Consider the following 14656-nt stretch of genomic DNA (forward strand, 5'->3'; position numbering starts at 1 on the left):
TAAAGGAATTAATTATGTATAACTCAGATATGCCGAATCGTGCTGAGCTTCCAACAACTAAGCAGCTAGTCCGTTCAACTTTCATCGCATTGGGAGTGGCTGTGGCACTTTTGGTCACCGTTATCCTACCTGCCGAGTATGCTATCGATCCAACAGGTGTGGGGCGGGTGATGGGATTAACAGAGATGGGAGAAATTAAAGAACAGCTCGCTCAGGAGGCGGCAGAAGACAGGGCGGTAAGTGAAGTGGTTACTGTTGTGGCAAGCGCTGAAAATGAGCCTGTCACGGATGAACCTGAGCTGATAACCCCTCAGCAAGAAAGTACTGTCGAAACAGTGCCTGTTTGGAAAGATAAGATTATGGTTTCCCTTAAACCTGGGCAAGGGGCTGAAGTAAAATTGGTGATGGAAAAAGGCCAAACAGCTCAATTTGAATGGATAGCAAAAGGTGGCCCTGTCAATTACGATACGCACGGCGATGGAAATGGTAACTCGATAAGTTATGAAAAAGGCCGTTTTCCTTGAGTACTCTGGTGATACATCGAATGAACTTTATACCGATGGCTCGGCTTATGTTTACCAAATGAAGGAAGCAAGAGGCCGTGGCTCTGACGGTCAGATCATGTACAGCCAGCAGTTTGGTAATCTTTATGTTGAACTGGGTTCAATGATAGGTGATCGCTCCAACCTGTTTAATGGCGGTATTGGCAGTCAGTACCATGGTAAAACGATCGACGCTTCTAAAGATGCCTTCTTGATCCGTCCTGTTGTTGCGTACAGCATGGGTGACTTTACCGTTGCAGCCTCGATGGAAGCGAATATGGTTTCGAATGCAGTTGTGGCTGATGGCGTCGATATCTCAGAACGCACCGGTTACGGCGTAACAGGTAACTGGAACAACGGTGATTGGAACATTAACTTAAACGCAGCATACCTAGATGCTGTGGACGAAAACAATATGACATTGGGAATGAACGCCCTTTGGAACAGCTTCGGCTTGGGTTATGTTTACTCGCATAATGAATATGAAAATAAAGAATTTTCAGGCTGGGCAGAAGGTGACGTGAAAGTGTCGACTTGGTATGCCTCATACGAGTTTAAGGATGTATTGTCAGTTGAAGACTTCTCAGTGTTGTTGGGTAGTTACTACACAACGGTCAATAACAAGTTGGATGCACAACCTCACTCTGATGCGTTTGCTGAAGAAGATGACTTTGGTGCGCGTCTAAGATTATTCTACGAGTTCTAAGAAGGCGATTATTCATCCTCATGCTGATGAATACATATTTGCCCCAGCTTTAAGCAGGCAGATAAAATCTAGTCGGGGAGGTTAAATGCCTCCCCATTTAGAGATAGTAAAACGCTAACTTATTGAAGTTTATGCAAGTATATTGATCACACTGAGTTGCATACGAATCAGCTGTCTTTATTCTCATAATTGCTGTGCTGATCACTATAGGTTGCCAAATTCATCGGACGAGTCTTTATCAATCCTGTGGTATGGTTAACCCAGAGTGAAAATCGATTTACTGAAACAGGACGAGGATGTCTGAGAGCAAACGCGATAAACGAATACAGCAAATTACCGATCTCTTGCATAACCATGAGAAACTCCGCCTAGGGCATATTGCAGAAACACTGGGTGTTTCCGAGATGACACTTCGCCGCGATCTGACCAACCCACCACCTACCATGAGCTTGCTTGGCGGCTATATCTTCAATAAGCAATTCCGTACCACGGAAACGGGTTATGAGATCAATGAGCAAAACGCGAACCACGTAAAGGAAAAGCATCAAATAGGTGAAATTGCCGCTTTAGAAGTCACGGATAACTCAACAATCTTTTTTGATAACGGCACGACAACTGTCCATGTTATCCACGCTATAGACGATGAGCTCAGGTTTACCGGTGTCTGCTTTTCGTTGAATGTTTTCTTGGCGTTGAAGAACAAGCCTAATTGCCACGCGATTTTGTGCGGTGGGCAATTTGATGATGACCACAACCATTTCTATCCCGTATCGGATATTTCTGAAATCGATAATTTCCGGTTTGATCTGATGTTTATGTCTGCGGCGGGTGTGTCTCTTGAGCAGGGGATCACTTGTTACGCTTTGACAGAGCTTCCCTATAAGCAAAAAGCGATGAAGCAGTCTCAGAAGGTGGTGCTCGTTGCCGATAGCAGTAAATTTGAAAGGGTAAAGCGTGCGGCCACATGCCAATTGGCAGATGTTGATGAAATTATCAGCGAGGTGCCACTGCGTGATGCTTATTTGCAGGCCGTGGGGCTAAGGCGAAAAAGCTAACCTTTGTTAGTGACATAAATTGGGGAGAGGGTGTTTGCTTGATTGTTTCTTGCACAATACGAGGTTGTGATATCTCGCACAAAGGTGGTTAATACAACCAAACCATTTGTGATTTTTAGCATATCGCCTTGTTGAATATGAGTGTATGTTAATAAGCTTGTTACGCATTTATTACTCTCATCACAAGGAAAGACTATGCAAGGAAGTAAGCTTACCGTGATTGCCGCTGCCATAACTATGTTAGCGGCGAGCCCCACTTGGGCTGCAGATGTAACATTGGCCAAGGTTCAGGAAATAGTACGCGGTAACGGCGATGAAGTACCGACCTTAGATCCTTCTTACTCATCAGATACCTCAAGTTCACGTGTAATATCCGACATGTTTGAGGGTTTGGTAACCCAAAGCCCTGATGGCAAGATCATCCCAGCATTGGCAACACATTGGGAGCAGTCGGCTGATGGCAAGGTGTACACTTTCCACTTACGTGACAACATTAAGTGGTCTAATGGTGAGCCAATTGTCGCGGGTGATTTCGAATACAGTTTTAAGCGTGTTGTTGACCCGAAAACAGCGGCCCCTTATGCGTGGTATTACAGCACGGCACATATCTTAAATGCCGGCAAAATCAATGAAGGTAAGTTGGCTGTTGAAGCCTTGGGCGTAAAAGCGCTTGATGATAAAACCCTGCAAGTGACTCTTGATAAACCCGTGCCGTATTTTGTCAAAATGATGGCCCATGAATCGACGTTCCCAGTATACAAACCAGCCATAGAAACCCACGGCGATGCTTGGACTAAGCCGGAAAATATTGTCACCAGTAGTGCCTATAAATTGGCAGAGTGGACGCTAAACGAGCGTATTATTCTGGAGCGAAGCCCCAACTATTGGAATAACGACAAGACAGTAATTAACAAGGTGACCTATTTACCGATTTCGGATATGACGGCGGAGTATAATCGCTACCGTACCGGTGAAATAGATATCACGTCGTCATTCCCATTGGAGCAATACGCCGCAATTAAGAAGCAGCGACCAGGTGAATTGCTGACCATGCCTTCATTGGGTACTTACTATTACTTGTTCAATGTGGATAAGCCTCCCTTTGATGACCCACGTGTAAGGAAGGCATTGGCGTATGCGATTGATCGTGATGTGGTGACCAACGTGATCCTTGGGCAAGGGCAGGTGCCAGCTTATGGTGTTACGCCGCCTTCAGTTGACGGCTTCACCCCACCTAGTTTGGCATGGGGCGAGCTAAGCCAGAAAGAGCGTAACCAAAAAGCACAGGCATTACTTGCAGAAGCTGGGTTTGATAAGTCGAACCCGCTATCGTTTGAGCTGGTTTACAACACCATGGAATCGCATAAGAAACTGGCAATTGTGATGTCATCAATGTGGGGGCAAACGCTAGGCGCGAAGGTGACATTGGCAAACCAAGAGTGGAAGACGTTCCTACAGAAGCTGGCTCAAAAAGATTTCACGGTTGCTCGCTATGCGTGGATCGGTGATTACAATGAGGCATCCACCTTCTTATCATATTTTGAAAGTTCCGGTATGAACTATGCTCGTTGGTCTAGCGAGGCTTACGACGAAGCCATGGCGAAGGCAATCAAGGCGCCAAGCAATGAACAGCGAAACCAGTTCTATCAACAAGCAGAGGCCGTGTTCTCTGAAGAGATGCCGGCTATTCCGTTGTACCACTACACCCGCTCTGTGCTAAAGAGTCCTAAGGTCGGCGGCTATTCAACAACTAATGCGGCAGAAGCACGATATACCCGTGATTTGTATTTGATCCAATAGCACCCCTTATTCAATTTACAGCAGGGTGTGCAACCTAGATTGAATGAAGACGATAAAAAGCCGGAATGATTTCCGGCTTTTGGTTATATACCCAAGCTGCTTGGCTATATGAGATTAGTTACAGTGTGTTACATATCTCAGGGTCAAAATACAAAGTAGCTAAGCCGTTTTGCAATTAAACCGCAATTGCTTTTGGCTATTCGAAATCATGGGAAACTTTGACATCGTTCCACCATTGGAGCATGCCAAACAAAAAGCCAAGAAACCCAACAGCAATTATTAGGTTATGAAACCCTTCACTTAAGATATTGGGCTCAAAAGAGGTTGTTATGATCGCAATAGTAGCGAAAGCATAGGCGAGGTAACCCCAAGAGCTACTGCGGTAGTATTGTAATACTTCTAGGGTGATGAACAGTACTGCAGAGGTAAAGTAAAAGCCGTAAAACTTCCATAGCAAGTCGGTATAAAACTCACCCGCATACCTTGTCATCAGCCAGTGAAAACAAAAGTACAGCACAAAGATACACACCGATGACTCGGTTAGGTGCTTTATCAGTTTAACGTCCATAGCAAGCTCACAGATGCAAATTCGTCGACCGTCATTCACATTGCTCCCTGTTTATCAGTGATATAAGGGAGATCAATAAATCCTATAGGCTATGATAATTTAAATCGTAAAATGAAGGATTAATGACCTGTTACTGCTTTGTAACTGTTTGTGTAAACTGTATCTTCTGCAAATAATTGAGCAAGAAAAAAGCCAGCATTTACATGCTGGCTGCAAGCTACCTGATTGGGCGCTAATTCTTTTACGGTGTCGCTTGGGCTGAACTTTACGTCGCTGCTGAGCCGCACACTTGGCAGCTGGCTTGCTTACCAAGTTTCATTTCACGCCAGCTCATGCTCATTGCATCCAGCATTAAGATTTTGCCGGTTAGCGGCTGTCCCATGTTTGCCACGACTTTGATGGCTTCCATGGCCTGTACCGCACCCACGATCCCTACAACGGGTGACATGATACCAGCTTCGACGCAGCTTAAGGTTTGTTGACCGAATAGGGCGCTTAGGCACTGGTAGCAAGGTTCGTTATCTTGATAGGTATAAACGCTGATTTGTCCTTCCATACGAATGGCCGCACCGGAAACCAGCGGTGTTTTATGCTGGTGGCACAGGCGGTTCAATTGGTTGCGAGTTTCAACGTTATCACTACAATCAAGCACAATGGTGTGCTGCTGGATGAGCTGATCCAATTCTTGATCATTGAGGCGCTTGGCAATGGTATCAACCTGCGTATTTGGGTTGATAGTTGTCAGCGCCTGTTTGGCCGAGTCGACTTTCAGTTCGCCCACAGTGCTGTCATTGTGAAGCACCTGTCGCTGCAAGTTAGACACTTCGACCTTGTCATCATCAATGAGCGTCAGTTTGCCAACACCTGCCGCCGCTAGATATTGTGTCGAGGCGCAGCCCAGCCCGCCAGCCCCAAGGATCAGCATAGATGCCTCTTTCAACGCTTCTTGACCATCAAAGTCAAATTGCTTGAGGATGATCTGGCGGTTATAGCGCAGCATTTCTGCGTCGGTAAGTTCTACCACGGGTGTATCCTGTTAGTACATTGAATGGTTAAACAGCTCGATGGTTACTTTTTCGCCCGGCATCACGCGGCCGCGCTCTTGCTCTAGTACCACAAAGCAGTTGGCTTGATGCATCGAGCTAAATGCGCCAGAGCCTTGGTTTCCTGTGGTGGCAACTTCAATTTGGCCTTCGGCATTGATGCTATAAATACCGCGTTGATAGTCGGCACGGCCCGGGCGCTTTTTGAATACCGTTGTTGCTTCCGCTGTCATGCGCTGGGGTGGTTGATACTGGTTATGACCAGCAAGCTTCGCCAGCATTGGCTGTACAAGTTGGTATAGGGTTACCATTGCCGACACCGGGTTGCCAGGTAGGCCGCAGAACCAAGTGTTTTTGATGGTACCAAATGCAAACGGCTTGCCTGGTTTCATGGCTATTTTCCAGAAACCGATTTCGCCTTGCTCGTCGAGAATGTCCTTGGTGTAATCTGCTTCGCCGACGCTGACGCCGCCAGAAGTGACAAGCACATCTGCTTGAGTCGCGGTTTCGAAAGCTTCACGTAGTTTTTCTGGGCTATCTGGAATGATGCCAAGATCCATGACATCGCAGCCGAATTTTTCAAGCAGGGCGCGAATACCGTAACGGTTGCTGTCATAAATCTGTCCGGCTTCCAAAGGTTCGCCGACAGGGCGTAGTTCATCGCCGGTAGAGAAGAATGCTACGGTAGGGCGTTTGTATACAGGTAGCTCAGCAATACCAAGAGAGGCTAGCAATGGCATTTCACGGGCGGTAATACGAGTACCTTTTGCCACTACAACATCACCCTGGCAAACGTCATCACCGATAGGGCGAACATTATCCCCTGCCGGTGCTTTTGCCGTGAATCGAATGTTATCACCGTCGACCTCGGTTTCTTCCTGCATGATGACGGTATCGGCACCGTCAGGCATTTGGGCGCCCGTCATGATGCGAATGCATTGACCTTGTTGGCAAACGCCTTCGAACGGAATACCCGCGAAAGATTTACCTGCAAGCGTCAGCGTATCAGTGTTTGCTAAATCAGCGGCGCGCAGGGCATAACCGTCCATCGCAGAGTTGGCAAAAGGGGGCACGTTAATTGGTGAGCGAATATCGTCTGCCAGTACTAATCCCATCGCGTCGTTAAGCGCAACAGTGTGGGTAGCTTCAAGTGGTTTAACTTGCTCTAAGATTTTTGTTAGCGCGTCGGCTACAGGCATCAAGCCCGGTGTGTCACAACATCCCATAATTTGGCATCCATCAATCATTTTATTATCTTTTGTGTGGTCAGTAATTATGACAAAAAATTCCTCTCATCACTAATGCCGTATTAAATACGTGGTGTAATTGTTGTGAATTACAGGTATCCTTCGGACAGAAATATTACTGGTATGCTCATTTGGGTGATTTATCATCAGCTAAGCGCTTAATTTTGCTTAGTTATACCCAAGCCAGTAGGTTGGAGGAATAGAATGACAGCATTAAGCGAATCTGCGTTGAAGGTGCGCCAAGCACTGGTTGATCGTGGCCTTGAAACACCAATGACTGACAAGCAAGTCAGCCGCGAAGAAAAGAAAGAGAAGATTGAGTACCACATGCGTGAGATCCTCGAGCTTCTTTCATTAGATCTAACCGATGATAGCTTGGTAGAAACTCCGCATCGTATCGCCAAAATGTATGTCGACGAAGTGTTCTCTGGTCTGGATTATGCCAACTTCCCAAAGATCACGGTTATCGAAAACAAGATGAACTGTGATGAGATGGTACGAGTGAAAGACATCACCCTAACCAGTACCTGTGAGCACCACTTGGTGACTATCGATGGTAAAGCGACGGTGGCATACATTCCTCGCGGTAAAATTATCGGCCTGTCGAAGATTAACCGTATCGTACGCTTCTTTGCTCAACGCCCTCAGGTACAAGAGCGAATGACTCAGCAGATCTTAGTTGCGCTGCAAACCTTGCTTGAAAGTGATGATGTGGCTGTCACCATGGATGCGACGCACTACTGTGTGAAGGCGCGTGGTGTCATGGATGCGACCAGTGTGACAACAACAACGGCACTGGGGGGAATTTTCAAACGTAACCCAGCAACCCGTGCAGAATTTTTACATGGTGTTCGCTAAATCTTCATTTGACGCCATTGCAGAATAATTTATTATGAAACAAGCCAGTAGCTTAAGCTACTGGCTTTTTTGTCGAATATGAACAGTGAAAGCGCATGGATTTAATCAAGTTATCCCGAATTAGCATGAAGCACCTGATCACCTTGCATGTCATGCTTGATACGCTGAGTGTCACTGCCAGTGCCGAGCGCCTTTGCTTGAGCCCCTCGTCGGTAAGTAAAACCCTGACCCAGTTGCGCGAAAACCTTAATGACGAGTTGTTTTATCGTCACGGCAACCAGCTGGTCGCGACACCACTTGCAAGGCGGCTAGGGCCCACTGTTCATCAGATGATCAATGAAATGAATCAGATGCTGACTCAAGAAGCGTTTGATCCTGCCTCTTACCAAGGTCGCTTTGCATTGGCTATGCGTGAAAGTACGTTTGAGCTTATTGCCGCGAGGCTAACTGCAAGGGTACTCGAGCAAGCGCCTGGTATGCGATTGGAAATATGGTCGCGGGATAGCATGGGGTTTGAAAGCCTGTCGAAAGGCCAACTCGATTTTATTATTTTGCCCCATGACAAGAGCCAGCCGCCGAGCTCGCAAAATAACTTGGTGTGGGAAAGCTTGATAGAAGACGAGATGGTGTGCTTGATGAACCCAAACCATCCGCTAGCCGACGAACCTCTGACTATCGATAACTACCTTAGCTATGGCCATGTTGGGATCATGGATAGTGATCTGAATGTCCCGTTCTTTGAAATGCAACTGGCTCAGCAGCATCAAAAGCGTCGAATTGCCGTGAATGTCGCTGACTTTGGTGGGGCCGCGTTGATCTGCCAGCAAAGTGAGTTACTGTTTACCTGCTCAAAGAAATGGGCAGAAGCTGCGCAACAGGCTAAAGGCTTGATATCCAAACCTTTGCCGTTTAATTATGGTGAAGTCTCTTACAGTCTTGTATGGCACCAGCCGAGCATGAATGATCCCGCCCAGCGTTGGCTCTATGAGCAAATCATGGCTGTTTCCCAGGCTATTTAACGGGAAAAGCTCCGATTTAAGCTATATGTGTTCGAGAGCTATGGTGCTCGATAAATAGTATCTATATTCTTCTGCTTTAATTTAGCCGCCAGCGCTTCAATTTCTGCTTTGCTACATGCCTCCCATGTCAATGCCTCACCGCTTATCCCATGATGCTGAAATGCATTGAGCCGGACAGTTGTACGCTTTGGTAGGCTCTTCAAGAAGTGGCCAACAACCTCTATTTCCGGTTCATAGTCAGTGATACTAGGAATATGCAGCAAGCGTACTTCCTCAAGTTTGTCGTGTTTGGTTAGCCACTCAATTGATTGGATAACCCGATGGTTGCTACGGCCGGTAATATAGCGATGGGTATCTTCCTGCCAAGCTTTTAGATCAATCATCGCGCCGTCCAATACCGGAAGCAGTTTCTCCCAACCGGTTACACTGAGGCTGCCATTGCTATCTACCATGCAACTTAGGTGCTTGAGCTCATTGTCATTTTTGATGGCATTAAATAGGGCGATGATAAACGGCAGCTGCAAGGTCGCTTCGCCGCCGCTAACGGTAATGCCCGTCAGGAACAAGTGGTGCTTGTGAATGAGCGTTATAAGCTGGTCGACATTCATTTCTGCCGTTTTAGGGCTCGATTGGCGAGGGCAAATGGCAAGGCAGGTATCGCAGTGGGTACATTGATCTGCTTGCCAGTGTATTTTGCCTTTTACCAGAGATAGCGCGCCCGACGGGCAGGGGGAAACACAATCGCCGCAGTGATCACATAACCCGATGGTATGCGCGTTGTGGCAATTTTTGCATTGATAATTGCAGCCTTGCAGGAAAATGACGAGCCTGTTGCCAGGCCCGTCGACGCAAGAGAAGTTAAGAACCTTACTGACTGTTGCAGTAACGTGGCGATTGTTCATTACTAACGACTCGTGGTTTGCGATTGAGTATGCCGGTATTTGATGCGGCTTCTGCCCCTAAACCTGTGGTATTGGTTCGCGAGCCTTGTTGTTGGAATTTCGCGATATCAGACATCTTTACCATGTAGCCAGTCACCCGCACCAAGTCGTTGGAATGAACATTGGCTGTAAACTCGCGGAACCCAATTGCCAGTGCGCCTTTACAAAGCTGGTACATGGTTTCTGGGTTTGATTTAACGGTTTCGTCGATGGTCAGAATATCGCTAATACCTGACAGGTAGTATTGGTGATGGGCGGCCAGCGCTTGAATGTGGGTGACCGGATCGGGCTCTGTGCCGTAAGGAATACGAACGCCTGGCGTGACATCAATATCTAGGCTGATCCCGCCTTGGGCATGGAGAAGGGCACGTTCTTGATAGCCGTATTTGACTGGCGTATTGGTCACAATACCACTGAGTTGTTTTGAGATACGAATACCAAGGGCATTGGCTGTTTCATCGTGACCGTAACGGGCTTCACTGCCGTCTTTTTTCAGCAAGGTCGCCACCGCTTCGGCCATACCATAAATGCCAAACATCGGTGCAAAGCGGTTCTCGTGTATCAGCCCTTCACTGACTAAGAAACTGTTAAAGAAGCCAGACTCTTGGTGGAGGAAACTGGCTCGGGCATCGATAAGCTCATACATGGTCGTGCAATAGCTTGGTAGCACGTTGTCAAAGAAGTCTTGGCTTGAGTTTGCTTTTAACGCCACTTCTTTCAAGTTCATACGAACCAGTGTGTTGGCGCCACCTGCCAGTGGTAGCGAGTTGTAGCAACTGACAATGCCAAATCCTTTATCATCAAAGGTATTGGCATGGATTGGGAAGTTGGCGATGTGCGGTTTGCTGCATTCGCAGATATTGTGGTTGGCGATGCGAAGTAGCTCGTCTGGCGTTTGAGCTGGATCGTACATGAAGGTCAGGTTGGGTGCGACCTGCTTCAGTTCAGCATCGACACGCAAGATAGTGCGGCAAATGATGTTATCGCTAGGGCCAATGTTCACGTGCATGAAAGCATCAGGAAGGGTGCGATCAAGCATGATCCAGAATAAGCGAAGTTTACGATAGAGCGTTTCTTCGTCAAGATCACCGACAAACGGCAGTAATACCTCATCGAGCTGGCCAAGGTATACCGGAATATTGGTGACAGATGGCACGTGGTGATAAATGATGGTTAGGTGATTCAGTGCTTCGTCGAAACTGCTTGCTGGTGGCAATTCAAGGTAGTCAGAACCTTGGGCTAGGAATTTTGCATAGTCTGGTAATACGTAGCGGGGTTTGAAAGGCGCATTGCCTTCGAACATGTCGCACAAGATACCGGCGTCCATTGCGTCTTTAACGCGGTCGGAAACATCAAGGTATGGGATTTGCGCATCCGCTTCCAATGCTAAGTATTGTGATTTTTGTTTTGGCGATAGGGTTGGATCGCAGGCAATTTGTTGGAATTTGTTTTCTGTCTTCATGATGATTTAACCATGCTTTGTATATGGTTATAAGATAAAGGGATAGGTGAATTTCTTGAAGTGAAAAATAACCAACAATTAATTTCCAAAAAAGAAAACAGCGGATAAGCGTCATGATATTTGAGCCTGTACGTTGTTGTTAATCAAGCTTTGGCGTTAAACACAAAAAAATACTAAGTAGCGCTAGTTTGCTTTTTTGGAGTGAACAATATTGATGTACTAATATCTATTTTAAGTGTCTGATTAAATTCTACTATTTTGATAATTCTATCAGCGTTTTATTTGTGCGACAGTGAATCGCTTGCTGTTATGTCAATTTTTTGACTAAACCTATAGGAGTACAAGGACGGTAAAGAGCGCTTTTAGCTCGCAAGAAAAACGTTGAAATGCAGGGATAGGTTGTTAACTCTGATGTAGGGGCGTTTGTCATGTCTAACTTGAGCCGAACGACAGCAAAGGCGTTAGGTGCCATGATCAGCTTTTGTTCATTGAGCGCTGGAGCAATGGCTGGGGAAGGGGCCTTACCTGCTAGGCTTAACGTTGAATTGGTTCAGCTTGGCTCAAGCGCCAGTCAGTACCGAGCGAGCAGCGGTTTGATATGCCCACGTAGTGTGGATCAGGTTTGTTTTGCTGATACGCTAGAGACTATCTATGCCACGAATGGTTACCTTCCTCTATGGCAAGACCCTGAATTACGCTCGGCATTGATAGTGAAGCTAAAATCTATCGCCTATGCTGGCTTAAGTGAGCATTTATTCAAGCGAATTGATGAACTTGCACAATTAGCGAATAAGCGTGATCAACGTGGCTACGATATTCTCGCGACAGACTCTTACTTGGTTTACCTCAGTCTTCAACAGCAGATCCAGAACCAACCAAGCCTGCTATTCCGGCATCAAACCTTGGCGCCCATTGAGACGATGGACGTTTCACTAAACATAACGTCTTTAACATCACCGCAAGCCCTTGGTTATCATCTTTTATCGGATGCAGGTCAGGTCGAGCATGCTAAGCGCTCAATGGCATTGGCAGAAAAGCTCAGCATAATACCCCCCCATAGTTACCAACCTACAAGTCGTAAACTGGTAAAAGAGGGTCAGGTAATTCCTGAAGCTGATGCCTTATTGCAGGTATTAAACCAGTATGGTGATTTGCGCGATGAAGATTATCAGCTACTTCAATCTCAGCTTGAAGTGACGAACAGTAACGAAGTGAACATGGCCATTCGTCGGTTCCAACAGCGAAATGGGTTGGAAAGCGATGGTATCTTAGGGCCAGCTACGATCAGGCAGCTGTCTTTGCCTTATCAGGAAGTCTCTCGGCTCATTGCGTTAAACCTTCAGCGCAGCCAGCTGGGTGCGAGTGGCATCGAGCGACCGCGAATTAAGGTGAACATCCCGGACTACCAGCTGCAGATCACCCATAACGATGAAGTTGTTTTTCAATCTAAAGTGATTGTTGGCAGAACCACGCGCCCGACTAACTTATTCTCATCTTCGGTCAGTACCATGGTGGTGAACCCGCGTTGGAACGTACCAGAGACCATCAAGAAGAAAGATGTGATTCCTGGCATGAAAGCCTCGCCGGATTACCTCGCAAATAAAAACCTCAAGGTGATCAGAAGCTGGCGTGATCGTAGTGAGATCTCGCCCGATATGATTGAATGGAGCAATGTAAACCCTGAAACCTTCCCCTATGAGTTTATGCAGGGGCCGGGGCCGAATAATGCATTGGGTGATGTGAAGTTTCTGATGCCCAATGACTATTCGGTATATCTCCACGATACACCTTCAAGGGGCTTGTTCAATAAAACCAAGCGTAACCTTAGCTCAGGCTGTGTCAGGGTAGAGAAGGCTGCCGAACTTGCCTCTTACATATTGGACTATCAGCAGCGTCCGACCTGGCGCAGTTATGATCAATTGGTGAGCCATAAGAAGACAGATACGATAGCTTTGCCAAGAAAAATTGATGTCGATGTCACTTATGTGACGGCATGGGTAGATGAGAATAACCAGCTACAAATGCGAGAGGATATCTATGGTTATGATCGTCCAAGTCGATATACGGCAAAGAAAAAGTATTCGACCTTAAAGAACTTTCGTTACTAGCAAATAGAGAGTGGATATAAATATGCCCCGTAGTTAGCGGGGCATGTTTGTGTTTATAGCAGGCATTTATAGCAAGAGCTGCTGAACTGCGGTGTTACGCGGTCACATTTCGTGTTTTCCAAAGTGAGCCAGCGATTGCGGCGGAAATGGTCAACACGATCACACCCAGTGAAACAGGTGTTGGAATGGCGTAGCTGGTTTCCATCAGCAGCATCTTAATACCGATAAAGCTCAAGATGAACGCCAGTGCTGGGCGTAGGTAGCAGAAGCGAGTCAGCATACCTTCCAACACAAAGTACAAAGAACGCAGGCCAAGCAACGCAAAAATGTTTGCGGTAAGTACCAGGAACGGTTCTTTGGTGACGGCAAAGATCGCAGGGATAGAGTCCAAAGCGAACATGACATCAGTCAGTGCAATTACCGTTATCACAATAAACAACGGTGTCGCAATCCAGCCTTTCTTGTCTTTAAAGAAGAAAGCGTGGCCTTTGTAATCATCGCTGACTCGGACACATTTCTTCACTAAACGCACCGGCAGCGAGTTGGAGAAGTCTTCCTGCTCTTCCTCGTCCTCTTTCCATAACTTGTAGCCGGTGTATAACAAGAAAGCAGCAAAGATATACAGGATCCAGTGGAACTGGGTGAGTAGCTCTGCACCTACCGCAATCATGATACCGCGCAAAATCAATGCGCCAACCACACCAAGCATCAGTACGCGTGGTCGAATAGCTTCCGGTACCGCGAACTGGCCAAAGATCAGGGCGAAGACAAATAAGTTATCGACACTGAGCGATTTTTCCAACAAGTAACCCGTCAGAAAGGCAGTGGCAGCTTCGCTGTTGGTGTAGCTACTTTCTGGTGACATTAACGGCCAGTATAGGTAGATGACTGCGTTAAATACCAAAGCCAGTGCAACCCAGAACAAGCTCCAGATAGCCGCTTTTTTGATGGTGACCTTGCCACCACGGGTTTGGTATAAGTCCAGCGCCAACATTAATACTGTTAGGACAGCTAAGCCTTCGTAACTCAACAGGCTCATGGTTTTCTCCTTTCACGGTCGCGCGAAAGGGGCAGGAATGGTGATGTGCCAAGACCTTTCGCGCATTAAAACACTACACATAAGTGCATACAATTAATGGCGTTGGTCTCGTCAGAATGGTGTAACGCAGAAGCTTACAAATCCACCCTCGGCTGCCGGAAGCATGAGGCTTCGAGATGACGACAGACGAACAATTGGTGACTACTCCCCAAACAGGCGCATTATAGATCTTGCTCACACTTTTACCAGCGTTTTTTTGCAAAAGAAA

Annotated in this window: 12 protein-coding genes and 1 pseudogene; 7 read left to right on the top strand and 6 right to left on the bottom strand. The window is 46.8% G+C overall.

From position 1 onward, the window contains the following. Positions 1-14 precede the first annotated feature (14 nt). The 4 genes and pseudogenes from C9I98_RS17790 (at position 15) to C9I98_RS17805 (ending at position 4103) form a co-directional block, all read left to right on the top strand. Positions 15-524, top strand: coding sequence for a transmembrane anchor protein (locus C9I98_RS17790; RefSeq protein WP_245907178.1), 510 nt, complete (start codon positions 15-17; stop codon positions 522-524). After that, positions 514-1248, top strand: a pseudogene (locus C9I98_RS17795) (carbohydrate porin); the annotation flags it as partial. The gene C9I98_RS17790 and the pseudogene C9I98_RS17795, both read left to right, overlap by 11 nt. Positions 1249-1544: 296 nt before the next feature. Further along, positions 1545-2303, top strand: coding sequence for a DNA-binding transcriptional repressor DeoR (gene deoR, locus C9I98_RS17800; RefSeq protein ID WP_107272287.1), 759 nt, complete (start codon positions 1545-1547; stop codon positions 2301-2303). Between the two features lie 195 nt (positions 2304-2498). Next, a complete protein-coding gene (locus tag C9I98_RS17805) occupies positions 2499-4103 on the top strand; it encodes a peptide ABC transporter substrate-binding protein (protein ID WP_107272288.1) in 1605 nt (534 codons plus the stop codon). Positions 4104-4299: 196 nt separating this feature from the next. Here the strand turns inward: C9I98_RS17805 and C9I98_RS17810 are convergent, their stop codons facing one another. The 3 genes from C9I98_RS17810 to moeA all read right to left on the bottom strand — a co-directional run bounded on the left by C9I98_RS17810 (position 4300) and on the right by moeA (position 6940). Further along, positions 4300-4671, bottom strand: a complete 372-nt coding sequence (locus C9I98_RS17810) for a hypothetical protein (protein WP_107272289.1) — start codon at positions 4669-4671, stop codon at positions 4300-4302. A 265-nt stretch (positions 4672-4936) separates the two neighbouring features. Then, the gene (gene moeB, locus C9I98_RS17815) at positions 4937-5695 is read right to left on the bottom strand and encodes a molybdopterin-synthase adenylyltransferase MoeB (protein WP_107272290.1); all 759 of its coding nucleotides are present in this window, start codon (positions 5693-5695) and stop codon (positions 4937-4939) included. A 12-nt stretch (positions 5696-5707) separates the two neighbouring features. Further along, a complete protein-coding gene (moeA, locus tag C9I98_RS17820; RefSeq protein ID WP_036832108.1) occupies positions 5708-6940 on the bottom strand; it encodes a molybdopterin molybdotransferase MoeA in 1233 nt (410 codons plus the stop codon). Between the two features lie 225 nt (positions 6941-7165). Here moeA and folE point away from each other — a divergent pair, with 225 nt between their 5' ends. Both folE and C9I98_RS17830 read left to right on the top strand, forming a co-directional pair. Beyond that, on the top strand, positions 7166-7819 hold the full coding sequence (gene folE / locus C9I98_RS17825) for a GTP cyclohydrolase I FolE (protein WP_036832105.1): 654 nt from the start codon (positions 7166-7168) through the stop codon (positions 7817-7819). A gap of 95 nt (positions 7820-7914) precedes the next feature. Further along, on the top strand, positions 7915-8838 hold the full coding sequence (locus C9I98_RS17830; protein ID WP_036832104.1) for a LysR family transcriptional regulator: 924 nt from the start codon (positions 7915-7917) through the stop codon (positions 8836-8838). A 38-nt stretch (positions 8839-8876) separates the two neighbouring features. Here C9I98_RS17830 and C9I98_RS17835 read toward each other — a convergent pair whose 3' ends face one another. Further along, positions 8877-9740 (bottom strand): YjjW family glycine radical enzyme activase, encoded by an 864-nt coding sequence (locus C9I98_RS17835; protein ID WP_036832102.1) that lies wholly within the window; start codon positions 9738-9740, stop codon positions 8877-8879. Continuing rightward, on the bottom strand, positions 9706-11241 hold the full coding sequence (locus tag C9I98_RS17840) for a YjjI family glycine radical enzyme (RefSeq protein WP_036832100.1): 1536 nt from the start codon (positions 11239-11241) through the stop codon (positions 9706-9708). Before C9I98_RS17840 ends, C9I98_RS17835 begins: the two co-directional genes overlap by 35 nt. A 428-nt stretch (positions 11242-11669) precedes the next feature. Between C9I98_RS17840 and C9I98_RS17845 the strand changes: the two genes are divergently transcribed. Next, positions 11670-13349, top strand: a complete 1680-nt coding sequence (locus tag C9I98_RS17845) for a L,D-transpeptidase family protein (protein ID WP_081879149.1) — start codon at positions 11670-11672, stop codon at positions 13347-13349. 94 nt (positions 13350-13443) lie between these two features. Here C9I98_RS17845 and C9I98_RS17850 read toward each other — a convergent pair whose 3' ends face one another. Then, on the bottom strand, positions 13444-14388 hold the full coding sequence (locus tag C9I98_RS17850; RefSeq protein ID WP_036832098.1) for a TerC family protein: 945 nt from the start codon (positions 14386-14388) through the stop codon (positions 13444-13446). Positions 14389-14656: the final 268 nt, after the last annotated feature.

Origin of the sequence: Photobacterium sanctipauli (genome assembly GCF_003026495.1) — a bacterium.
Taxonomy (GTDB): Bacteria; Pseudomonadota; Gammaproteobacteria; order Enterobacterales; family Vibrionaceae; genus Photobacterium; species Photobacterium sanctipauli.